This window comes from Micromonospora sp. NPDC092111 (assembly GCF_044755745.1).
Classification (GTDB): domain Bacteria; phylum Actinomycetota; class Actinomycetes; order Mycobacteriales; family Micromonosporaceae; genus Micromonospora.
The window spans coordinates 46527-69395 of record NZ_JBIVRQ010000015.1 but is presented as its reverse complement, the minus strand read 5'-3'; the positions used below and the strand labels follow the sequence as shown (position 1 = coordinate 69395).

The following is a 22869-nucleotide window of genomic DNA, read 5'->3' as shown; positions in this document are numbered from 1 at the left end:
CACAAGCAAACGTTTACTGGAGCGTGCGATGACGGAAATCGCCCTTCCCGCCGCCGACGGCACCGTTCGCCCGTACGCCCTGGACGGGTCCGCCGCCCTACCCGCGCAGGCCGCGCCGTCGGCGAGCCGGCTGGCGTACGCGGCGGCCCACGTCGTAGCCGATCCGCTGCGGGCCTCCGCCGAGGGCGGCTCCGGCCAGATCGACTGGGATGCCACCCTGCGGCTGCGGCACCGGCTGTGGGACCTGGGCCTGGGCGTGGCCGAGGCGATGGACACGTCGCAACGCGGCATGGGGCTGGACTGGCCGTCCGCCCGTGAACTGGGTCGCCGCTCGGTCGCCGAGGCGCGCAGCCGGGGCGCGAAGGTCGTCGTCGGGATCGCCACCGACCAGTTACCCGTACGCGGCAACGAGCTGGCGGCGGTCCGCGACGCGTACCTCGAACAGCTCGCCGAGATCGAGGGCCTCGGCGGCGAGGTCGTCCTGATGGCCAGCCGGCAGCTCGCCGACGCCGCCACCGGCGTCGAGGACTACGTGTCGGTGTACGACGCGGTGCTCCGCGCGGCGTCGCGGCCGGTGATCCTGCACTGGCTGGGTGAGGTGTTCGACCCGGCGCTCGCCGGCTACTGGGGCCACCCGGAGCCGGCCAAGGCGTTGACCGTGGTCAGCGACCTGATCACACGGCATGCCGCGTCCGTACGCGGAATCAAGGTGTCGCTGCTGGACGCGGAGCTGGAACGCGAGTTACGCCGCCGGCTGCCGGCCGGGGTGCACCTGTTCACCGGCGACGACTACCACTACACCGACCTGATCGCCGGTGACGGCGACCGGTACAGCGACGCCCTGCTCGGGGCGTTCGCCGTCATCGGCCGGCAGGCCGCGGCGGCGCTCACCCGCCTCGATGCCGGCGACGAGGACGGCTTCCGGGAGATCCTCGCCCCCACCGAGGCGCTGTCCCGGCTGGTGTTCGCGGCGCCGACCCGGTTCTACAAGGTCGGCGTCGTCTGGCTGGCCTACCTCGACGGCGCGCAGGACCACTTCCGGATGATTGGCGGCTTCGAGACCGGGCGCAGCCTCGGCCACCTGGGGGACCTGCTCCGCGCCGCCGACGCGGTCGGGCTCTTCGCCGACCCGGAGTTCACCGCCCGTCGTGCCGCCGGCTACTTCGCCGCCCAGGGGATCTGGTGACTCGATGGACCTGTCGTCGTGCAGCCTCAACTCGATCACCGTACGCTCCGCGTCGCTCCCCGAGCTGCTCGAACTCGCCGGCCGGCACGGCTTCGGCGGTGTCGGCCTCTGGCGCGACAGCTACGCCGCCCTCGGCGCGCAAGAGGCCGCCCGCCGGACTGCGGCGGCGGGCCTGCGGGTCACCAGCGTCTGCCGTGGCGGCATGTTCCCGCAGCCGACCCCGCAGGCCCGCGCCGAGGCGCACGCCGACAACCTCCGGGCGATCGACGAGGCGTACACGCTCGGCGCGGACTGCCTGGTCATGGTGTGCGGACCCGCGCCGGACGGTGACCTGACCGGTGCCCGCCGACAGATCGCCGACGGCCTCGCCGCCCTGCTCGACGCCGCCGCCGCCGCGGAGATCCGGCTGGCCGTCGAACCGATGCATCCGATGATGGCCGCCGACCGGTCGGCGATCACCTCCCTCGGTGAGGCCGTCGACCTCGTCGAACGCATCGCCTCTCCCTGGCTCGGGCTGGCGATCGACACCTACCACGTGTGGTGGGACATCGCGCTGCCCGACCTGCTCGCCCGCGCCGCCGCCGCCGTGCACACCGTGCAGCTCGCCGACTGGGTGCTACCCATCCAGGGACAACTGTCCAGCCGTGGCATGCCCGGCGACGGGCACATCGACATGCCCGGTTTCGTCCAGCTCGCCCGCGCTGTGGGCTATCGCGGGCTCATCGAGGTCGAGGTGCTCAGTGACCACTGGTGGTCCAGACCGCCCGCCGAGGTCGCCCGTGCCGCCGCCGAGGCCCTCTCCCGGATCCCCGCCCCGAACTGACCGCCAGGAGCATCCGCCATGCACACCCCTGAGATCCTCTCCGCTCGCCGCGCCGCCGACCTCGTCGCCGACGGCGACGTCGTCGCGGTCAGCTCCTCCTCCGGGCTGGGCTGCCCCGACGCCGTACTGGCCGGCATCGGGGAGCGCTTCGCCGAGACCGCGAGCCCACGCAACCTGACCACGCTGCACCCGATCGCCGCCGGCGACATGTCCGGCATCAAGGGCATCGACCACATCGCCCGCCCCGGCCTCCTCCGCCGAGTCGTGGCCGGCTCCTATCCGTCCGGCCCGTCGCGCGCCGAACCGCCCCGGATCTGGCAGATGATCGAGAACGGGGAGGTCGAGGCCTACAACTTCCCCTCCGGCGTCCTCTTCCAGATGCACCGCGCCGCTGCGGCCAAGCAGCCGGGCGTGTTCACCAAGGTCGGCCTCGGCTCCTTCGTGGACCCCACCGAGACCGGCGGCCGGATGAACGACGCCACCCCCGAACGGTTCGTCCGCCGCACCGAACTCGACGGCGAGGAGTGGCTCTACTTCCAGGCCATCACCCCCGACGTGGCGATCATCCGCGCCACCACCGCCGACGAGCGCGGCAACCTCACGTTCGAGGAGGAGGCATCCCCGCTCGGCGCCCTCGACCTCGCCTACGCCGCCCACAACAACGGCGGCATCGTCATCGCGCAGGTCAAGCGGCTCGCCGAAGGCGGCAGCCTCGACCCGCAAGCCGTCCGGGTACCCGGCATCCTCGTTGACGCGCTGGTCGTCGCTCCCGAGCAGTTGCAGACCACCCAGACCGTCTACGACCCGGCCATCTCGGGACAGCTGCGCCGGCCGCTGTCCGCGCTCGCGCCGGTGCCCTTCTCACTGGAGAAGGTCACCGCCCGCCGCGCCGCCTGCGAACTGCGTACCGGCGAGACCGTCAACCTGGGCTTCGGCATCTCCGCCCTCGTCCCGCACCTTCTCGTCGAGGAGGGCCTCGCCGGCTCGGTCAGTTGGGTCATCGAACAGGGCGCCGTCGGCGGCGTACCGCTACTCGACTTCGTCTTCGGCGTCGCCCAGAACCCCGACGCGATCATGCAGAGCGCCGACCAGTTCACCCTGCTACAGGGCGGCGGGTTCCACCGCACGATGCTGTCGTTCCTCGAAATCGACCAACACGGCTCGGTCAACGTGCACCACCTGCCCACCCGGCGCCACGTCACCGCCGGCGTCGGGGGATTCGCCGACATCGTCTCCCACGCCCCGGAGATCGTCTTCGTCGGCTCCTTCACCGCCGGTCGCCGCGACATCACCGTCGACGCCACCGGCCTGCACATCCGTGCGGACGGCCCGCACACCAAACTCGTCAAGCGGGTCACCTCCCCGACCTTCTCCGGACCGCGCGCCCTCGGCAAGGGCCAGAAGGTCACGTACGTGACCGAGCGTGCCGTGCTCGAACTGCGCCCCGAAGGTCTGACCGTCACCGAACTCGCCCCCGGCGTCGACCTCGAACACGACGTCCTGGCCCGATCGCAGTTTCCGCTACAGGTCAGTGACCAGCTCAAAATGATGGACGCCCGCCTGTTCCGGCCCGGCCGGGGCTGCCTGACCCTCTCCGCCGCTCCGCCGCATCCACGGATCGCCGCCCTCGGCACCGCCCAGCCGCGACCCGACGAGGATCACTGATGCCTCCCGCCGACACCACCCTTGGCACGGTCACGGTCAGCCACAGCCACGACGGGCTCGTGGCCACCGTGCTGATCGACCGCGCCGCCAAACTCAACGCGCTGACCCTGGACATGCTCGGCGACCTGGAGGATCGGCTCGACGAGATCGCCGCCTCCCCGGCCCGGGTCGTGCTCATCCGTACGGGCGGCAGCAGGGTCTTCTGCGTCGGTGCCGACATCGCCGCGTTCTCCCAGCTTCCGGCCGCCGACATGTGGCGGCGTTGGATCAGCGCGGGTCATCGCGTCTTCGACCGCCTGGCGCGATTGCCGCAGCCCACCATCGCGGTCGTCGACGGCCTCGCCGTCGGCGGCGGCCTCGAACTCGCCCTGGCCTGCGACCTGCGCATCGCCCACCCAGCCGCCCGCTTCGGGCTGCCCGAGGCCGCCCTGGGCACCATCCCCGGTTGGGGCGGAACGGCACGCCTGACCGAACTGGTCGGACCCTCCCGCGCCAAGCAGCTCATCCTCACCCGTCGGCAGATCGACGCCGACACCGCACAGCGCTGGGGCCTCGTCAACGATGTGGCCGCAACCCTCGACGCCGAGGTCGAGGCGTACGTCACCGATCTGCTCGGCTCGGCGCCCATCGCCCAGCAGGTCGCCAAACAACTGATTACTGCCGCCGCCGCAGGCGCCCCTGCGGCCATCACGGAGAGCATCGCCAGCGGTTTCACCGCCCACACCGACGACTTCGCCACCGGCGTGCAGGCCTTCCTCGCCAGGGAGACCCCCAGGTTCGATGCGCGCTGAACCGAGGTCTATCTGTCCGGCCGGTCGCTCTCGACGAGGGCCGAGGCGAGGAGCGCCACATGCCGGTCATCGTCGTGGCTCAACTGCCGCACAGTACTCAGCGCGATGGTGCCGGCAGCGCGTCCGCGAGCAGCGCGGTCGTGTCGTCGCCGGGCAGCTCGGCGCGCCATGACCACGCGCCGCCGGACGTCGACGTCGTCCCCTGCTGTCACAGTGACAGTGTCAAGCTCAGTCGTATCCGATCCCTGGTGACCGTGGTACCGCAGCTACACGACCCCTGCACCGCCGTGATGTCGCCGCTCGGGTCGCGATACGAGAGGTTGAAGCGAAACCCAGTCCAGCACCGTCAGGACGTTCGCCAGGTGGTCGGCTCGGCCGGGCGGTAACTACACGACGTCCCGGTGCGCACTGACGCCCGCAGGTGCACCCCCAGCTCGGGGTGAGCCGCCTCGATCCGACGCAGCGCGTCCCGGATCCGTGCTGTGACTGCCGTGCGAGCTCGCTCACCCGGGCTGCCCGCGCGACGTACGCGCCCACCGATCCCGTAGGCGGCCGCGAGCTGCGCCGTCAGCGCCTTCCGTTCCAAGGCGATGCGGACCGAACGCTCGCTGTCCCCGGCGAAGTCGGCGTCGGCATCTTCCTCGTCCAGCTCTTTGAGTCGCCGCCGGTACGCCTCGCGCGCCTGCGCGTCGACCACGTCACCGAGGTCGCCCGGCGGGTGCAGGCCGTCGGGCAGCGTGCCGGCCGACACGCCGGGCCCGGCTCCCGGCGCGGTGGCGAGGTCGAGCGCGGCGTGCTCCTGCCCGGGCGTGGCGAGCAGCACGGCCACGTCGCGCAGTCCCTTGCTGTCGCGCAGCCGGATCTCCTTTCCGACGTAGCACATAGTCCAGTGCTCGCCCTCACGCGCGATGCGGTTACCCGTTTCGAGTCGACTCGACGCGGCGCGTAGGGAGATCCCGAGCGCACGGTAGCGGTCGTGCGCGGCGGCGAGCCGGTCGGGGTCGGACAACGCCGTCCCGGCGTCACGGAGCGTACGAGCGACGAGCAGAGTGGCACCGATGGCGCCGGCCTCCTCGACGGCCCGGTCGAAGTGGGCGACAGCGGCGGCCCTGTCGCCGCGGGAACTCGCCAGGATCCCGAGGTGCCGGTGCACCGGACCGCGCAGTGCGGCGCCGGTCCCCTCGACGACGAACATTTCGGCGTACGGGAGAAGCTGCTCATACGCCCAATCGGCCAACGGGTGCGAGCCGACCGCGCCGATCGCCTCGGCGAGCTGGGCGATCATCGGCAACCACTCGGCGTCGCGGTGTGCGTCGGGCAGCCACGGCGCGACGGCATCCAGCCGGGCCGTCGCTTCGCCGAGCCGCCCGTACTGCGCCGCGACCAGCGCCATGGCGACGTACGGCCAGACGCCCTCGAACTCGGTCAGGTCCACCTCGTCGAACAGCGCGTCCATGGCAGCGAACTCGTCCTGCTCAGCGGCCAGACACCAGCGCAGGGTTCCCAAGAGCATCTCCGCGTTGGCGCTGCGGGCGCGTCTGCCCAACTCGCGAGCCTCGTCAAGCTCCGCTGCCGAGTCGGCCAGCCGGCCCTCCGACAACGCCCGCATCGCCCGCCACATCGGCACATACCAGCCGTAGCGCGGCTGTCGTAGCTGGTTGGCGACCACGCTGTAGGCGCGGGCCTCCGCGTCAGCGCCCACGACGTCACCCAGCTCGAGCAGCGCGAGCAGCCGCAACCGGCGGCCCAACAGCTCCAGCTCGGGATCGCGGATGCGCTGCGCGATCGCAATGACCTCTCCCGCCCACTCCCGCCGGTCCCTGGTGTGTTCCGGGCCCGCCAGTGCGTCGCAGCGGGCGGCCAGGGCTTGGGCCAGCGCGCCGTCGTCGCCTGCGGTGCGGGCGAGGTCCACGGCTTCCTCGCTGAGCGCGGCCCGCTGCTCGTTGCTGGCGAGCATGCTGAGCGCGACCGAGAGCCGTGCGGCCACCCGGGCACGCAGACCGGCCGAGTCGTCCGTGAGCGCGTCTCGGGCCTCGGTGAGCAGGTCGATCTGGGCGCCGTCGAGCAGGGCGACCTCGAAGCCGACGTGCCCAGCCAGCCCGAGTGCGGCCCGAGCCAGCAGGTCAGGCCGGTCAAGTACATGGGATTGTGCCGCGGCGGCCAGGAATGCGGCTCGCGCGGCATCCGGCGCCCCGGCGGCGCTCAACATCTCGCCCCTGGCCAGCCCGATCTTCGCCTGCCGCACGACCGCGCCCGGTACCCCGTCCAGCGCGACGGCCGCTCGTTCGTACCAGTGGGCCGCATCCTCATAGGCGCCCAGCCGGGCCGCGCACTCGGCAGCCTGGGTGGCCACCGACGCTGCGGCCTCCGCGTGGCCGGGGCCCGCCAGCAGCAGGTGGTGGGCCGTCTCGGCCGGATCAGCGCCGGTCTCCGTCAGGGCGGTGCCGATCCTGCTGTGCAGAGCGGCCTGCTCGGACCTCGGGAGCGTCTGGAGGACGGCATCGCGGAGCAGGTCGTGGCGGAACGGGAACCGGCCCGGGGCAGTCTCGATGACCAGTCCTTCGGCCCGTGCCGGGTCGAGGACGCGGGCCACTTCGGCCGGATCAAGTCCGAGCACCGCCCCGAGCACGGCGGGACCAGCGGCGCGACCCAGCGCAGCCGCGGTGATCACGGCGGTCGCCGAGTCGGCGGGCAGGCGGCCCAGCCGCGCGGCGACCAGTGCGCGCACCGACTCCGGAAGCACGTCGTCCGGAGTCGCGCCGTCCGGACCTGTCCCGGTGGCCAGCGCGGCCACCAGCTCGGTGACCAGCAGCGGGTTGCCGCCCGTGCGGTCAACCAAACCGCGCACGGCCTCCGGCCCGGCGACTACCCCGGACGCCGTCATCAGTTCGGCGACTTCCGGTGCGGTGAGCGTCGACAGCGGCAACGACCGGCCCAGCGCGGCAAGCTCGCCGCGAATCCGCTCGTTTCCCGCCCACGCCCGACCCCCGTCCCGGGCAGTCGCGACGATCACCACCGGGGCCGTACGGAGCTGCCGCCCCACGTGAACAAGCAGTTCGAGGGACGACGTGTCGGTGTCGTGAACATCGTCCAGCACCAGCAGCAGCGGCGACTCCACGGCCGCCGTCCGAAGCAGGTCGACGACGTCGTCGAACACCTGCTCGCGTGGGCTCGCCGGGCCCGGCTCGACGAGAACGTCCGCCGTTCCGGGAACGACCGCGCCGAGAAGCCGCGTCCACGGCCGGAATGCCGACGAGTCACGGTCACATCCGTGCCAGGCGAACCGGAATCCGGTGGCGAGCCGCACGGCCTCCTGCGCCAGGCGCGACTTGCCGACACCTGGCTCCCCGGTGAGCAGCAGCAGTGTCCCTGTCCCACTACGCCCGGCGGCGAGCACCGCGTCGATCGCGGCGACCGCCGTCGCGCGTCCCACTAGCGGAAAGAACGTCGCTCCCGCCGATCCCGTCCAGGCCAAGTCGCTCAGCCGTTCGATGCGTGCAGCATCGGCCGTCGACCCGCCCACGGTCTGGCCCGCTCCACCTGGCCGGCCAGCCGGAACAGTGTCGCGTCCGCGCCGAACCGGCCGAGCGCGTGCACCCCGATCGGGAGACCCTCGGGATTCCACCACAGTGGCAACGACATCGCGGGATTGCCCGTGATGTTCGCGGCGATCGCCGGGTACGCGACCGTACGCCCGCCGCGCTCAAGGCCGCGCATCGGGTCGTCCGGAGTCGGCGATATCTCGCCGAGCGGGGCGGGCGGCTCGGACATCGTCGGCGTCAGCCACACGTCGACGGTCTCCATGAACCGGGCCATCTCCCGCGCCACGCCCTGGAGGTGCTCCACGGCCAGCAGATAGTCCCCGGCGCTGACCCCGCGGCCGGCGTCCCAGAAGATCCGGGTGACGGGCTCGAGATCATCGGGGCCGGGCTCGCGGCCCAGCTTGCGGACATAGCGCCCGATGATCCACCCTGCGGTCGCGCCGAAGACGGCGTTGATCGCGTCACCCGTGGCGCCGCCGAGCCCGGGGAGTTCGGCTTCCACGAGGTCGTGGCCGAGGCCCTCGAGCAGTGCCACGGTGTACTCCAGCGCCGCGACCGTGTGGGGGTGGCCAGGCACCCCGGCCGGCGTCTTTGTGGTGAACCCGATCCGCAGCCGCCCCGGGTCCGTCCGGACCTCCGTGAGAAACGACCCTGCCGGTGCCGGTGCCGGGTACGGGTCGCCGAGGGCGGACCCGGCGGTGGCGTCGAGCAGTGCAGCGCTGTCACGCACCGAGACCGTCAGCGCGTGCTCGCTGACCCAGCCACCGACCATGTCGCCGTATGCCGGTGCCAGCGGGTTACGGCCGCGCGTGGGCTTGAACCCGAAGAGCCCGCAGGCCGACGCCGGGAAGCGCAGCGAACCGGACAAATCGCTGCCGTGCGCGAACGGCACCATACCCGACGCTACTGCGGCCGCAGACCCGCCGGACGAGCCGCTGGTGGAGCGGTCCGGGTCCCACGGGTTGCGGGTGGCGCCGTGCAGCAGCGGCTCGGTCGTCGGAGACATGCCGAACTCCGGGGTGTTGGTCTTGCCGAGGATCACCAGGCCCGCCGCCCGCAGCCGCTCGACCAGCACCGACGTGTGGTCGGAGACGTAGTCGCGCAGGAACGCCGACCCGGCGGTGAGCGCGACACCCGCGTCCTCCGCGAGAAGGTCCTTGAGCAGGTACGGCACACCGGCGAACGGCCCGGCCGGCCTGCGGCGGGCTTCCTCCCTGGCCCGCTCGAACACCGTGGTTGTCACGGCGTTGAGCTGCGGGTTCAGTCGCTCGATCCGCTCGATCGCCCAGTCCACCAGCTCCACGGCCGTCACCTCACCGGCCTGGACCAGCTCGGCCTGGGCGGTGGCGTCCAGGCCAGCGACCTCGTCGGCCGGCCTCCTTCCCGCGCTCATCGCGACTCCCGCACCACGTCGGACAGCGTCGTTCGGTACACGTCGCCGAGTTCCTCGATGTGCGGCTCGGGCAGCCCGGCGGCAGCGAACGCGCGCCGTATGTCGGCTCCGGCCGCGAAGGTGCGGAACGACTCTCGGCTCGGGCACGCGTCATAGACGGAGATGCCGCGGTCGGTCGCCAGGCACAGCTGCAGCGTGATCGTCGTATCCGGGGAAAGGCCGGCGATCAGCCTGTCGTACGCGGGTAACAGCGCCGCGTGGTCGCCGTCGAAATGGTACACACCAAGGAACATGACGGTTCTTCCTCTTGTCCGCGGACCCCGTCGGCCCGTCCTGGAAAGTAGGCGTGAGATCTGTCGTGCGGAGTGTGGGAAAAGGTCGCACACCGCCGCAGCCACCGGTCCGTCACTCGAACGGAGCACGATCTCGATCGGCAAGGGCCGTCCATCCCGCCCCTCAGGCCACGGGACCTTCACCAAGCCCGCACCGGCACCGGACCCGCCGTCATCGCCACACTCCGCGATCGGCTACCACCGCGCCAACGGCGACTCCAACATCGCCCGCGCCACCCGACGCGCCAACGCCGCCCACATGACCTCATCGACCCAATACCAGCAGTGACCCGAGAACGCAATGCCCCTGTCCCTTGGGGGCCCGGTCCCTGCTTAGCCAGGCGTCGGTGTTGAGTTCGCGCTCGTCGCGTCGCGGAGCCCGAGTTCCTTGCTGCTGCCGCCGCCTTCACCGAGTCGGCGTCGATCAACCCTTCGTAGTGCAGGTCGTCGATGAAGCACGTCGGTGCCTGGTGCAGGTGCATCGCTTCCGCGTCAGCGAGGTCCTCGTCGACCCACTGGGCCCCGGTGCGCATCTCCCAGAATCGGCCCTGTCGGGCCGCCGCCTCGTTGGCGAGGGCCGCAGACCGACCCAGCGGCTGATCGAGCGGGAGAGGACGGAACGCGTACACGACCTCGCTGCCGAAGCGGCCTTCCATCTCGCGCCGCATCTCCCCGGCGGCCGGCGATCTCGATTGCGGCGCTGCGCCCGATGTCGGCGCGCGCGCCGGTCACCACGGGAACCGCCTGGCGAGGTATCTGCGTGCTCACCTCTCCAGACAACCCGAAGGCCGCACGGCGTGTTAGGGAAATTCTCGCAACTTCTTGCCTAATCCTCGCTGTGCCGCCGGAATCCGGTGCGGTGCAGGCCCAGGGCTTCCTGCAAGCTCGCAGAAGCCCTGGGCTCATCCCCGCCCTGCTCAACGCACCCCAGCCACGATCAACTGACGTTGTCTGCCGGTCACGGCGCACTTCAGCGGCGCGAGTCCGGACCAGCCGGGGCTCGGCGTGGGGTTGACGCTCGATCCCACTGTCATCGCTGACCTGCTGCTGCAAGCGCCGGCCGACATCTGGCCCGACAGGGACGAGGGTGTGCCTTCCGGGCTGGCCATCAGCACGGCCTCCACCGACATCCTCGACGCGGTGTTACGGCCCCGTTCCGGGTAGAGACTGCGGCACGGCAGGCGGGCATGACGTGCGTCGAGCGAGGCGATCATCAGGAGTCCCGCGGTCGGCCGCGGTGCAGGCCCCGGTGGTCGCGGTCAGTCGCCCTGCCCCTTGTGGATCGACGACTTGTTCGGGAAGACCGAGTACTGGTCGGCCGAGGCGTACGCGTCGGCGGTGGAGTTGAGCAGCTCGATGAAGCCGCCCGTCATCGTTATCGCGTCGGCCGCGTGCTGAAGGGCAGCGCGCTGGTTCATCCGAAGCCCCTCCAGGAACTTGCGGGTGCTGTGCGCCGAGGGCGTGTACGTGTAGTGCGGGCTGTTCTCGATGGCGCCCCGGATATCGCTCCTCTGCCGGTCGGCGGCGATGCCGGAGCGCTGGATCTGGTTCACGCCCTCCTCGGTGCCCCAGAAGTCGGCGCCCAGCACCGCCTCGGACTCGGTTACCAGCGCGTTGAACCGGTCCGCGAGCGGCTTCACCCGGTCGAGCACGCTCTGCTCGTGGGCCAGCAGGTCCTCGGGGCGGATGTGGACCGACTCCCACTCCGGGCCGTCCGACTCCAGCTTCTGCCGATAGGCAGGGTCCGGACCGCCGCCGCTACTTCCGCCGCCGCCGTCAGCGGAGCCGCCGTCGCTGCTCCCCCCGCCACCGTCGGTCCCGTCGTTGCCGCCGCCCTTCCCGCCGCCGGCGGTGACCGTGTGTAGCGGCTGCGGGCTCGACCAGTTGACCCGCAGGGACTTGGAGGGCGCGACATCGGGCGGGCTCGACAGGTCCTGCGAGCCGCTTCCCGGGTCGGGCAGCGGGTTGGGGTCGTAGAGCGACCTGTATCTGGGCATGTGTGCGCAACCCCTCGAAGCAGTTCTCCTGGTCCAGTATCCGCCGGATGCCCGTACCCGTGCCGAGTCCCTCATCGGCTACCGCTGAGGTCCCCGGAAAGTGACTGTCCGGGCGGCTGGCCGCGTTCCTATCGTCGAACTGGCTCGGTCTGCCAACACTCCCGTACCCGACCCTAAGGAAGTTCGCCGTGCCCAGGGAAGTGTCACTGGAGGAGTTCAGGGTGATGATGCGTGTCTTTGGCGAAGCCATCGACACGGTGGCCACCCAGAACAGACGCGTCGAGGCGACGCTCGGCGAGCTACGTGGCGGCTTCGTCGCCTCCCAGGACGACTGGCGCTCGCCGGCCGGCAACACCTTCGCCGACCTGGTACGGGAGTACGACGCCGACGCGGGAGCGCTGAACGAACTGCTCGCCGAGATTCTGCGGCGGATGCGGCAGACATACCACAACTACCACGAGGTCGAGGCGAAGGCCGTGCAGAACCTCAACAACACGCACCCGAACAACCAGGGCGGGAGGTGACGCCCGATGACCAGTCCCACCGGCGCCGTTGCGGTGCCCACCGGCCCCACCTACAGCGCGGCCAGCCCCGAGGCCGACATCATGATGGACATGACCGGGCTCTGGGCGATCGGCAGGAACACCATCCCGGGCCACGTCAGCGAACTGGTCGATGCGCTCGACAAGATATCGAACGCGTTGGACTCGATCCGACTCAACTGGGCCGGCGCGAGCCAGAAGGAAGCGCAGGACATCAATGACCGGTGGCAGGCCTGCGCGAGGTCGCTCTTCGGCACCAAGCAGCAGCCCGAGCTGGGCGTACTCAACCGCATCGCGGGTGGCGTGCAGGGTGCGGCGCTGAACATGAGCGTCGCGGAGTCGCACATCGTCGAACTGTGGCAGAAGTACGTCGAACTGCTGAACCAGTTGCTGGCCGGCCAGGACACGGGTGACAGCGGTGGCGGCGGTGGCGGCGCCGCGCCCACCCCGCCGATCACCGAGGTCTGATTGACAACCATCGAAAGACGGCACCTGACATGACCCGGATTCCCTTCCACCGGCCGGCCCGGCTTGCCTACCCTGAGGCACCCCAGGACCGGATCACGGTCCCGACACCGCCACCGGTGACCCGGGCCCAGACGTCGAGCGCGTGGCTGACCATGATGCTGCCGCTGCTCTCCACCGTGGCCATGGCCGGTTACCTCATCTCGTACCAGCGCCCCCTGCTGATCATGCTGGGCATCGGGTTTGTGGTGCTCTCGGTGGTCGCCACCATCGGCGTACGGTGGCAGATGAAGCATGCGGCCGAGGCGAACCAGCGCCGGCAGCGCGAGCGCTACCTGGAAATCCTGGACGAGGTGCGGACCTCGGCGCGGGACCTGGCCGCCGCCACCCGCCGCTCGGCCGTGGTCCACCAGCCCAGCCCGCAGCGGCTCCTCGCGCTGGTCGGGGCTGGCCGGCGGACCTGGGAGCGGCGCCCCGGCGACCCCGACTTCCTGCGCGTCCGGCTCGGCGCCGGCGCCGGACGGCTCGGCAGTGGGGTCGAACTCGGCGGCCGGATGGACCCGATGGCCGAGTACGACCGCGCCCTCATCGCCGAGGCCGAGGCGGTGGTGGCCGACCACCGTACGGTCGGCGGGAAGGCCGCCTGGATCGACTTCGGGCGCTGCGGCGTGGTGAGCCTCGTCGGTGCCGGGCCGGAGACCCGGGCGCTGGCCCGGTCGGTGGTGGCCCAGATCGCCGCACTGCACACGCCCGAGGACGTCACCATCGTGGTGCACACCGACGGCGCGGACGGCTGGGACTGGGCCAAGTGGCTGCCCCACACGCACGAGCCGGGAGCCGCCTCGCCCAGCGGCGTGCCGTCCCTGGTCGCCGACGACTTCGACCTGCTCGCCGACTACCTGGAACGGGAGCGGGACCGGGCGCGGGAAGAGGCCCGCAACCGCCGTACCTACGCTCCCGGCGCCCTCACCCGGCGGCTGGTGCTGGTGCTGGACGGCTACCGTCCGGGCGTGCCCTGGGCCCGTACGCCGATCCTGGAGTCGCTCTGGGCCGACGCCGGACCGGAACTCGGCATCACCGTTGTCTGCCTGGCCGGCTCGCAGGCCGCCGAACCGACCCGGGTGGACGGGCGCGCGAGCGTCGCCGCCGACGGCACCCTGGAACTGAGCGGGCCGAACCCGGAGCGGTACGCGGCGGTCGAGTCCGCCCGGGCGGACCTGAGCCCGCCGGAGCTCTGCGAGGCGATCGCCCGCCGGCTCGCGCCGCTGCGACTGACCGAGGACCGAAAGCCGGTCCTGTCCCGAATCACCACGCTTCCCGAGATGCTCGGCGTGCCCGACGTGGGGCAGCTCGACGCGCGCCGCGGCCGGGTGCTGCCCGCGGACCCGGACATGCTGCGGGTACCGCTCGGAGTGGACGGCGACGGCGAGCCCGTACTGCTGGACCTCAAGGAGTCGGCGCAGCGCGGCATGGGCCCGCACGGGCTGGTGGTCGGCGCCACCGGCTCCGGCAAGAGCGAACTGCTGCGCACCCTGGTGACCGGCCTGGCCGCCAAGCACAGCCCGCAGCTAGTCAGCTTCGTACTGATCGACTTCAAGGGTGGTGCGACCTTCGCCGGCGTGACCGAGTTGCCGCACGTCTCCGGCCTGATCACCAACCTCGCCGACGACCTGGCGATGGTCGACCGGGTCCGCGCGGCGCTTCAGGGCGAGCAGCAGCGCCGACAGCGGATGCTGCGCGACGCCGGCAACGTCGACTCGGTCCGGGAGTACCAGGTCCGGCAGGCCGCAGGCGGTACCGACGTCAACGGCAAGCCGCTCGAACCGCTACCGTACCTGCTGATCATCGTCGACGAGTTCGGCGAGCTGCTCTCCGGCCGGCCCGACTTCATCGAGCTGTTCGTCCAGATCGGCCGCGTCGGCCGGTCGCTCGGCATGCACCTGCTGCTCGCCACCCAGCGCCTTGAGGAGAGCCGGCTGCGTGGCCTGCAGTCGCACCTGTCGTACCGGCTGTGCCTGCGTACCTTCTCCGCGGCCGAGAGCCGGGCGGTGATCGGCACCCCCGACGCGTACCACCTGCCGCCGGTGCCCGGATCCGCCTACCTGAAGGTGGACGAGACCATCTACACCCGGTTCCGCGTCGCGCACGTCTCCGGCCCGTACCTCGGCACCCGCGACCCGGACGACGAGAACAAGCGGCAGGTCAAGCTGGTGCCGTTCACCCTACGCTCGGTGATCGCCACGACCACCGAGCCGGAGGAGGACCGGCCCGCCGCCACCGCCGTCGACCTGGGCGCCCGCACCGAGCTACAGGTGGCCGTCGACCGCCTCTCCCGCTTCGACCAGCCGGTGCACCAGGTGTGGCTGCCGCCGCTGCCCCCGGTGGTCGACCTCGGCAGCCTGCTCGGCCCGGTCGTCGAGGACCCGCAGCGCGGGCTGACCGCCGGGCTGTGGCAGTGGCCGGGCGGACTGATGTTCCCCGTCGCGGTGCTCGACCAGCCGCTCGACCAGCGGCAGGACCCGATGGTGATCGATCTGTCCGGCAAGGACGGCAACGTCGCCGTGGTCGGCGCGCCGCAGTCGGGCAAGAGCGTGCTGCTGCGCGGCCTGGTGATGTCGGCGATGCTCACCGGTACCCCCGACGAGGTGCAGTTCTCCCTCGTCGACTACGGCGGCGGCGGGCTGTTGTCCCTCGCCGCCGCGCCGCACGTGACCGGCACCGCGTCCCGGCTGGAGCCGACCCGGGTCCGGCGACTGCTGGCCGAGGCGATGCGGCTGGTGACCGAGCGCGAGGAGCTGTTCCGGGCCGAGGGCATCGGCTCTGCGGCCGAGTTCCGGCGGCGCCGGGAGGCGCGGAACCTGCCCTCGGGGACCCGCGGTGCCGACCTCTTCGTGGTGATCGACAACTGGGCCGCCGTCCGGGGCGAGATCGAGGAGGCCGACGCGCTCGTGGTGGAACTCGCCGCCCGCGGGCTCGGCGTCGGCGTGCACCTGGTCCTCTCCGCGAACCGTTGGGTAGAGATCCGGGCCAACCTGCGCGACAGCATCGGCGGACGGATGGAGTTGCGGCTGAACGACCCGTACGAGTCGGAGATCGGTCGCGCCTTCTCCCGCCAGCTCACCGGCGCGGTACCGGGTCGCGGCGTCATCGCGCCCGGCATCTTCTTCCAGGCCGCGCTGCCGACGCTGGACGAACGCGGCGGCGTCGAGGTCACCGAGGAGCTCTCCGAGGCGCAGGCAAAACTGGTCGCCCGGATCGCCGGCGGCTGGCGCGGTACGGCCGCGCCGACCGTGCGCATGCTGCCGGACCGACTCACCGTGGCGGAACTGGCCGCCGCCGGCGTCGGCTCGGCGGGGGTGATCGGCCTGGACGAGGTGGACCTGGCACCGGTCGCCGTCGATCTGACCCGCGAGCAGCCGCACTTCCTCGTCTTCGGCGACAGTGGCTCGGGCAAGTCGCAGTTTCTGCGCACCTGGATGCGGGCGCTGGCCAACCGGGTTCCGGACGACCAGGTCCGGTTCATGGTGGTGGACTACCGGCGCAGCCTCCTGGGCGCCGTACCGGACGGGTACATCGGCGCGTACGCGGGAGACGCGCACTCGGCCGAGGCGTACGCGGCGCAGTTGGCGGAGCGCCTCGCCGAACGCCGGCCACCCAGCAACATCTCCGCCCGGGACCTGCGCAACCGGTCCTGGTGGAGCGGGCCGGAGCTGTATCTCGTCGTTGACGACATGGACATGCTGGCCACCGGCGCGTCGTCGCCGCTCGCGCCGTTGACACCGTTCCTGTTGCAGGCCCGCGAGGTCGGTTTCCACGTGGTGGCCGCGCACCGCTCGGCCGGGGCGTCGCGTGCGCTGATGTCCAGCTCGCTGCTGTCCAAGGTCGCCGAACTCGGTACCGACGGACTGCTGCTCTCCGGCGAGGGGCGGGAGGGGCCGCTGCTCGGCAGCGTCCGCCCCGGCGCCCAGCCGCCCGGCCGGGGCGTGCTGGTCCGGCGCAACCGGCCGCCCGTGCTGATCCAGGTGGCGATCGACCCCGAGGACGACCTGGTCTACTCCTGACCGGAGCAGGCATCCGGCGGACGTACCAGGCGACAAACTTCAGGAGTACAGCAGATGCCCGACTATCTGGGACCGGACCCGCAGACCGGACTGATGCCGCCGCGGTACCCCCCGAGCCCCGGCCCGGATTTCGAGGCGATCTACGCGTACGCCAAGCAGTGGCTCGACCTCGGCGACGAGATCTACCAGTACTACGTCCACCTGGCGGTTCCCGCGCTCTCCGTCACCTGGAGCGGCGCCGCCCAGGCCAAGGCCATGGAGTCGCTCGAACCGCTGCGCAGACTGCTGGTCGACCCGGCGCAGGACTCGAGTGGGAAGTCGTTCCTGAGCGCCGCGCGCATCGTCTGGAACATCGGCGAGTCGATCAACTGGTACGCCGAAAAGCTCCAGGAGCAGCGGAAGAAAGAAGAAGCCCAGGCCCTGAAGGAGATGTTCCTGGGCATCTTCATGTTCGCCCTGATCTTCGTCGCCTTCGTACCGGCACTCGGCTTCATCGCGAACCTGATGGCGACCTTCACGCGGCTGCTCACGGCGGTGGTCCGCATGTTCGAGGGCGCCGTGTGGATGCAGCGAATGGCCGGCTTCGTAGGCGGTGCGATCGACGGCGCGCTCGGCGCCTACGTCAGCGACAAGGTCTTCAACGAGCTGTCCGGAAAAATCGCCGGCACGCACCTGGAGGAAGACCCGAAGAACACCATCATCAACGTCGGCGTGGGTGCCGGCCTCGGCGGCCTGTTCGGCCTGGCGGCAGTCGGCCGGAACGTGCCGCACGACGTGCCGAACGGCGTCGGAGTGAGGGGCGGCTTCGGGGTGGGAGCTTCCGGACCGAAGGGCGTCGGCTCGGGCGTCACCAAGACGCCGGATTTCGGTACGGGCAGCCCCAACGTCGGGTTCCCCCGCAACAACCTCTTCAGCGGGCCGAAGGTGGAGGGGCACGGCCCGCTCACGGTTCGCGACGCCGACTCGATCATCCTCGGGTCGGCTCCTCCCCACACCGCCGGGTCGCCGCAGAACGTGAGGCCCGGCGGCGGGCGGCTCGACCTCGAACCCCCGCCCAGCCAGAGCGTCAAGCCGAACGACGCCACCGCGGGGCATGGCGTACCGATCGACAACCCGCGAACCGGCACCCCCCGTCCGGAGGGTGGTGGCACGTACGGCGGCCCGACCCGGGACACGGTGCTGCTGCCGCCGCGCGACGGGCAGCAGGTCCCGACGGGCGTACCCCGCAACGCGGGGGAACCGCCGCAGCCCGTCCGCAACGTCGGATCCTCCGATCCGAGGTTCCCGGGTACGGGGAACACCCTGGGCGGCAGGCCCGGGGGCAGCAGTCTGCATCCGGAGCCGACCGTCTACGAGGGCCCGCTGCCGAGGGCGCCGCACGAGCCACTGCCCGCTACGCCGAGCGGCTCGAAGCCCCCGGAAACGGGCAACGCGGTGAGCGCCAAGCCGGACGGTGGGAGCTTCCCGGGTACGGGGAACACCCTGGGCGGCAGGCCCGGGGGCAGCAGTCTGCATCCGGAGCCGACCGTCTACGAGGGCCCGCTCCCGAGGGCACCGCACGAGCCACTGGCCGCCACGCCGAACGTCCCGAGGCCCTCCGGCGCGGGCAACGTCCTGGGGGCCAGACCGGCGGTCAGCGACCTGCACCCGGCGCCGAACGTGCGGGACATCCCGCCGGCCGGGTCGGCTGCGCGGGACGTCCCGCCCGCCGGGTCGACCGTCCGTGACACCCTGCCTGCCGGGTCGACCGGTTCCAGGGCGGAGGTCGGGGGCGCGAAGGCGGGCTCGGCCAACTCGCTCACGGCACCCAGGGACACCCCCGCACCTCCCACCCGAGATCTGGGCGACCGGCAGCCCTCGGCGACCTCGAACGGCGACGGCAACGCGGTCTCGGCGCGCTCCGGGTCCGGGGCTCGTTCCGGCACCGGTCAGGCCGCCAGCAACGACGGCCGCCGCGGTACCGGCCAGCGCGAGACCGACGGCGGGCCGGTGCTGCTCCCGAACCACGTCGGGCCACCGCCGGCGGCCGGCCGTGAGGTGATCCGAATCGACCCGGATACCGGTGCCCGTGACTTCGTGACGATCGCGAAGGACCCCTTCCCCAGCGGTGGCAGGACCCTGGGCGGCAGGCCGGGGGTCAGCGATCTGCATCCGGCGCCGAATCTCGCCGAAGGTCCGTCACCCCGCCCCAGCCAGGCACAGGGCCAGCGCGCGAGTGAACACGGCAACTACGAGTTCCACGAGGTCGACCCGGTCACCGGCAAGACGACCCCCACCGGGCTCGGGCGGGACGACGTGGTCGTGAGCGTCAAGCCGGTGGACCGGCAGGTCCTCCGTACCGACGTCGGCACCGGGCAGCGCGAGTTGGTCACGCTGTCGCGCGTGCCCGGCAGGGGGAACACCCTCGGCGCGGCCCCGGGGGAGCTGCGTCCGGCACCGAACATGCAGGAGGGTTTCCCACCGCGTCTCGGGCATGGGCCGGAGGCGGATGGCGGGGCCTACCGGTACCACGAGATCGATCCGCACACCGGTGCCGCCACCCCGACCGAGGTCGGCGCGACCGAACGGGTCGTGCGGGTCCAGCCGGCCAGCGGGTTCGAGCAGGGAAACTTCGTCCTCAAGGGCGGGGAGAAGGTTCCGGTCGGCGCGCCGGACGAGCGCGTGCTGCGCTACGACTGGGGCAAGCGGCAGTGGGACGTGGAGACGGTTCCGCGCGCGTCGGCGCCTGTCGAGGGCAGGCCCTACCACGCCGAAACACCTCCCGGGCGGACCCTCAACGAGTCGGTTCCGGAATCTCCCGCCGGCTTCCAGGTGCTGCGCCGGCACGCCGACGGCAACGTGGACCTGCTGACCTACCAGCGCGACCCGGTACGGGTGGCGAACGGCAAGACCGACGGGTTCACCTTCCAGGAGCTCGGCACCGGCCGGACCGGGTGGCACGAGGGTGAGTTCTTCGGTGGTACCCCGAAGGTCGAACGGGTCACCACCGTGCCCAACGCCCACCGGTTGGACGGGACGCAGGTCAAGATCACAGAGACCGGTGCCCTGGTACGCGACCCCGAGACCCGCCTCTGGACGCCGGTGCGGGGCGGTGGCGGGGCGGACGGGCCAGCCGCCACGCCGACCAAGGCCAACGGTCCGTCCTACTACCGCGCGCCCCTGGGACGCGACGGCCTGGATCCCGCCGCGGTCAAGGGCGACCCGCTGCCGGTGATCAAGGTGAGAAGCGACGGCACCGTCGAAACCACCAGCTTTTCCCCGTCCGGTGACAACCTGCCCCGGCTGCGGATGGCCGAGAACGGCGAACTGGTCAACCCCACCCCGAACAACATCCGGCCCGACCAGCTCAGCTTCGACCCGAAGTCCGGCAGTATCACGTACCGCGAGTTCAAACCGTTCGAGTCGCACGGCAGCTCGGGCGGCGGCGCCGACGGACCCAGCGGTGGTGGTCCGTCGCGGGGCGGCGGGCTCGGTCAACGGAGCATCGGAACCGAATCCCAGACGCGGACGGAGACGCGCACCATCACCTTCACCGAGGACAGGCCGTCCCCGGTGGGCGGCAGGACCCACGGCGAAGGCCCCGAGCAGAGGGTCCCCGTGCCGAAGCCGACCGAGGCGGACCCGGTCCCGACGAGTACGACCGGCGGGGGTCTCGGTGGCGGCCGACCGGAGACGAACGTCGGTACCCGGTCGGGTACGAGCACCGGAACGTCGCACGTCGAGTCGCCGAGCACGCCCACCAAGCCGGACCTGCCGCCGCGCCCCACCCGCACCGAACAGGTCGACACCAACGCCCACGGCGCCAGTTCGAGGCCGGTGTCTTCCGACGGCCGAGGGTCGGAGGGTGCTTCGGCTCGGGACGAACTGGGGCCGCACGACGGGCCCACGTCGCTACTGGACTCCCTGCCAGCCGAGAATCCGCTCCGAACCAACCGACGCCTAGCGGACGACCCGCGGTACGCGGCCGAGGTCCTGTCCGCCGCCCGGTCCCACCCGGACGTCGTCCTGGGCCGTGGCCGCAGCTACGCCCTGATACCCGAGTCGGACGTGCCCCGCTTCATCGAGAACGGGCAGGTCGTGGTGCGGGTCGACACCGATTGGCTGCAATCGATGCCGGACGGTCATCGACTACTGGTCTTCGATGCGACCTTCCTGCGGGTTCCGCACGGCGAGCAAACGATCACGCTTGTCCCGACAGACCGGTTGCAGCTCACCTCGAGGAACCATCCCGAGCTCGTGGGTACCCGGATACTGGGCGGACTTCAATTCGTCGGGCCACCAGTTCCGGACCTCATGCCGCCGACCAACCTGACGACACCGCCGCCGCTCACGCCCCCGCCGCCGGCACCGTCCGCCGCTGAGACGGGTGCTCAACCCCGAACGCAGACCCAGACCAGCACGATCACCTCCACCGAGAACAGGCCGCCGCTGGCCGGTAGGACGGCCGAGGACGGCCTTCCCGAGGCGGTCATCCGGCAGCCGGATCCGGCGGAGAGCGACACGATCGAGCAGCCCAGGGACGTCGAGGACGGCGACGGGCCCGAAGTCGCCGCCGGCGGCCAGGAACCGCCTGAGGGGACCCGGGCCGGTGGTACGGGCTCGCCGGCAACGTCGGTGACGACGCCTACGAGCACGACGGCGCCCACGAGCACCCAGCAGCAGCCACCACCGGTGATGCCCACCCCGGCGCCGCCGGTCAAGGGCAACGCCGTGCCGCTGTCCGGACCGGCTGAGGACGTGTCGACCCGGTCCGCGTCGATACTGGACCCATTGCTCGCCCAGGATCCGCGCACCGTCAACCGGCGTTTGGCGAACGATCGGCCGTACGCGGCGGACGTACTCCGTGTCGCCTGGTCCCACCCGGACGCTGTTCCGGGCCGTGGCCGCAGCTACGCCCTGCTGCCTGACTCGGATTTGCCGCGCTTCATCGAGCACGGGCAGGCCGTGGTGCGGGTCAGCACCGACCAGCCGCAGTCGATGCCGTTGGGCTACCAACTGTTGGTCTTCGATTCGGACTTCCTGCGGCTCCCGTACGGCGCGCAGACGGTCACCCTCGTCTCGGCGCACGACATGAGGTTGCAGAGGCGGGTCGGGCGGGAGGCCCACTTCGCACAGCCGCCGGGGGTGAACCTCATGCCGCCGCCAGCCGGATCCGCGGCGGGGTCGCCGGCGTCTCCGCAGGCGCCGTCCGGGCCGCCGCCATCGGGTTCTCCGACGCCTGACGATGCGGACACCCGGATGCTGCACAGGATCGGCGCGCGGGTCACGAACGAGATCGCGAGCAGCGGTGGTGGAGATCTGTTGGCGGATCTGTTCCGCGCGCGGTTTCCGGCCGGGGCGCGCCTCCCACGGGACGCCGGCGACGGACAGGGAGCGCCGTGGCGGGCGCATTCGGCGGCCGAGGGGCCGGGGTGGCGGCGGGTCGTCTCGTGGCACGACGTGGCCACGGTGGCACGGCAGGCAGGCCGCGGCGGCTTCGCACTGGTACGCCTCGACGACGCGAGCCCGGACGCGGTCGGGCTGCACGTCGGGCGAGACGGCGAGACGCTCTGGATCGTCCAGCTACGTCCCGGCGTGGCCCCGGTGTACCAACTGTTCGACGAGTCCCAGACGGCCGGGCTCCCCGACCCGGTCCGGGCCGCCGCGATCAACTACTGCGCCGACGTGCAGTCGGCGGCCTGAGCTTCTCACCCCGAGAGGAGAGCCAAATGACGAGGCTGACGCTGTTGGTCAGGGCCGGTTGTCACCTGTGCGACCGGGCGAAGGAGGCGATGGCGCGGGTCGAGCGGCGTACCGGCGAGGCGTGGAGCGAGATCGACGTGACCGGCAACGCCGAACTGGAGAACGAGTACGGCCTGCGCGTACCGGTGGTCCTGCTCGACGGCAGGGAGCACGGCTACTGGCAGGTCGAGGAGGACCGGCTGGAACGCGACCTGGCTTCGCGGCCGGCCCCGAACGGGTAGTCCGTAGGCCCCCGACGCCGAGCGGCGGCGACTGGTCCACGTGCCGGTCGGCCACCCTCGTCGATGTGCCCGGACCGGTTCGGTTTCACTGCGGCCCGCCACCGATTCC

The 22869-nt window shown here is 71.7% G+C and carries 14 protein-coding genes; 10 read left to right on the top strand and 4 right to left on the bottom strand.

Annotated features, from left to right (window positions below; translation table 11 throughout):
* Positions 1 to 28 precede the first annotated feature (28 nt).
* The 4 genes from ACIQG9_RS24550 to ACIQG9_RS24535 are packed head-to-tail and all read left to right on the top strand — an operon-like array spanning position 29 to position 4465.
* Entirely contained in the window at positions 29 to 1186 is a 1158-nt protein-coding gene (locus tag ACIQG9_RS24550) for a DUF993 family protein (RefSeq protein ID WP_400406573.1), read from the top strand.
* A gap of 4 nt (positions 1187 to 1190) precedes the next feature.
* Positions 1191 to 2009: a sugar phosphate isomerase/epimerase family protein gene (locus tag ACIQG9_RS24545; protein ID WP_400406571.1), complete on the top strand. Its 819-nt coding sequence runs from the start codon at positions 1191 to 1193 to the stop codon at positions 2007 to 2009.
* An 18-nt stretch (positions 2010 to 2027) separates the two neighbouring features.
* Positions 2028 to 3674, top strand: a complete 1647-nt coding sequence (locus ACIQG9_RS24540; RefSeq protein ID WP_400406569.1) for an acyl CoA:acetate/3-ketoacid CoA transferase — start codon at positions 2028 to 2030, stop codon at positions 3672 to 3674.
* Positions 3674 to 4465 (top strand): enoyl-CoA hydratase/isomerase family protein, encoded by a 792-nt coding sequence (locus tag ACIQG9_RS24535; protein WP_400406567.1) that lies wholly within the window; start codon positions 3674 to 3676, stop codon positions 4463 to 4465. Before ACIQG9_RS24540 ends, ACIQG9_RS24535 begins: the two co-directional genes overlap by 1 nt.
* Positions 4466 to 4811: 346 nt before the next feature.
* Here ACIQG9_RS24535 and ACIQG9_RS24530 read toward each other — a convergent pair whose 3' ends face one another.
* From ACIQG9_RS24530 to ACIQG9_RS24520, 3 genes are read right to left on the bottom strand one after another with little or no spacing between them, the layout of a single operon-like run.
* Positions 4812 to 7898 (bottom strand): ATP-binding protein, encoded by a 3087-nt coding sequence (locus ACIQG9_RS24530; RefSeq protein WP_400406565.1) that lies wholly within the window; start codon positions 7896 to 7898, stop codon positions 4812 to 4814.
* 47 nt (positions 7899 to 7945) lie between these two features.
* A complete protein-coding gene (locus ACIQG9_RS24525; protein ID WP_400406563.1) occupies positions 7946 to 9400 on the bottom strand; it encodes an amidase in 1455 nt (484 codons plus the stop codon).
* On the bottom strand, positions 9397 to 9693 hold the full coding sequence (locus tag ACIQG9_RS24520; protein WP_400406561.1) for a hypothetical protein: 297 nt from the start codon (positions 9691 to 9693) through the stop codon (positions 9397 to 9399). Before ACIQG9_RS24520 ends, ACIQG9_RS24525 begins: the two co-directional genes overlap by 4 nt.
* Before the next feature lie 1044 nt (positions 9694 to 10737).
* Between ACIQG9_RS24520 and ACIQG9_RS24515 the strand changes: the two genes are divergently transcribed.
* A complete protein-coding gene (locus ACIQG9_RS24515; protein WP_400406559.1) occupies positions 10738 to 10896 on the top strand; it encodes a hypothetical protein in 159 nt (52 codons plus the stop codon).
* A gap of 95 nt (positions 10897 to 10991) precedes the next feature.
* On the opposite strand, the gene ACIQG9_RS24510 is transcribed toward ACIQG9_RS24515, so the two are convergent.
* Positions 10992 to 11729, bottom strand: a complete 738-nt coding sequence (locus ACIQG9_RS24510) for a hypothetical protein (protein WP_400406557.1) — start codon at positions 11727 to 11729, stop codon at positions 10992 to 10994.
* A 224-nt stretch (positions 11730 to 11953) separates the two neighbouring features.
* Here ACIQG9_RS24510 and ACIQG9_RS24505 point away from each other — a divergent pair, with 224 nt between their 5' ends.
* From ACIQG9_RS24505 to ACIQG9_RS24485, 5 genes are all read left to right on the top strand, one after another.
* On the top strand, positions 11954 to 12253 hold the full coding sequence (locus ACIQG9_RS24505; RefSeq protein ID WP_400406555.1) for a WXG100 family type VII secretion target: 300 nt from the start codon (positions 11954 to 11956) through the stop codon (positions 12251 to 12253).
* A gap of 6 nt (positions 12254 to 12259) precedes the next feature.
* On the top strand, positions 12260 to 12739 hold the full coding sequence (locus ACIQG9_RS24500) for a hypothetical protein (protein ID WP_400406553.1): 480 nt from the start codon (positions 12260 to 12262) through the stop codon (positions 12737 to 12739).
* A 116-nt stretch (positions 12740 to 12855) separates the two neighbouring features.
* Positions 12856 to 16797 carry a type VII secretion protein EccCa gene (gene eccCa / locus ACIQG9_RS24495; RefSeq protein WP_400406551.1) on the top strand — a complete coding sequence of 1314 codons (3942 nt, stop codon included), beginning with the start codon at positions 12856 to 12858 and terminating at the stop codon, positions 16795 to 16797.
* 54 nt (positions 16798 to 16851) lie between these two features.
* On the top strand, positions 16852 to 22479 hold the full coding sequence (locus ACIQG9_RS24490) for a hypothetical protein (RefSeq protein WP_400406549.1): 5628 nt from the start codon (positions 16852 to 16854) through the stop codon (positions 22477 to 22479).
* Between the two features lie 26 nt (positions 22480 to 22505).
* Positions 22506 to 22760, top strand: a complete 255-nt coding sequence (locus ACIQG9_RS24485; RefSeq protein ID WP_400406547.1) for a glutaredoxin family protein — start codon at positions 22506 to 22508, stop codon at positions 22758 to 22760.
* Positions 22761 to 22869: the final 109 nt, after the last annotated feature.

What these genes read in the sequence shown, in the direction of transcription:
- ACIQG9_RS24545 (WP_400406571.1), top strand. Translation starts at nt 1,191, where the DNA reads ATGGACCTGTCGTCGTGCAGCCTCAACTCGATCACCGTACGCTCCGCG.
- ACIQG9_RS24500 (WP_400406553.1), top strand. Translation starts at nt 12,260, where the DNA reads ATGACCAGTCCCACCGGCGCCGTTGCGGTGCCCACCGGCCCCACCTAC.
- ACIQG9_RS24490 (WP_400406549.1), top strand. Translation starts at nt 16,852, where the DNA reads ATGCCCGACTATCTGGGACCGGACCCGCAGACCGGACTGATGCCGCCG.
- ACIQG9_RS24505 (WP_400406555.1), top strand. Translation starts at nt 11,954, where the DNA reads ATGATGCGTGTCTTTGGCGAAGCCATCGACACGGTGGCCACCCAGAAC.
- ACIQG9_RS24525 (WP_400406563.1), bottom strand. Translation starts at nt 9,400, where the DNA reads ATGAGCGCGGGAAGGAGGCCGGCCGACGAGGTCGCTGGCCTGGACGCC.
- ACIQG9_RS24485 (WP_400406547.1), top strand. Translation starts at nt 22,506, where the DNA reads ATGACGAGGCTGACGCTGTTGGTCAGGGCCGGTTGTCACCTGTGCGAC.
- ACIQG9_RS24535 (WP_400406567.1), top strand. Translation starts at nt 3,674, where the DNA reads ATGCCTCCCGCCGACACCACCCTTGGCACGGTCACGGTCAGCCACAGC.
- ACIQG9_RS24520 (WP_400406561.1), bottom strand. Translation starts at nt 9,693, where the DNA reads ATGTTCCTTGGTGTGTACCATTTCGACGGCGACCACGCGGCGCTGTTA.
- ACIQG9_RS24550 (WP_400406573.1), top strand. Translation starts at nt 29, where the DNA reads ATGACGGAAATCGCCCTTCCCGCCGCCGACGGCACCGTTCGCCCGTAC.
- ACIQG9_RS24540 (WP_400406569.1), top strand. Translation starts at nt 2,028, where the DNA reads ATGCACACCCCTGAGATCCTCTCCGCTCGCCGCGCCGCCGACCTCGTC.
- ACIQG9_RS24510 (WP_400406557.1), bottom strand. Translation starts at nt 11,729, where the DNA reads ATGCCCAGATACAGGTCGCTCTACGACCCCAACCCGCTGCCCGACCCG.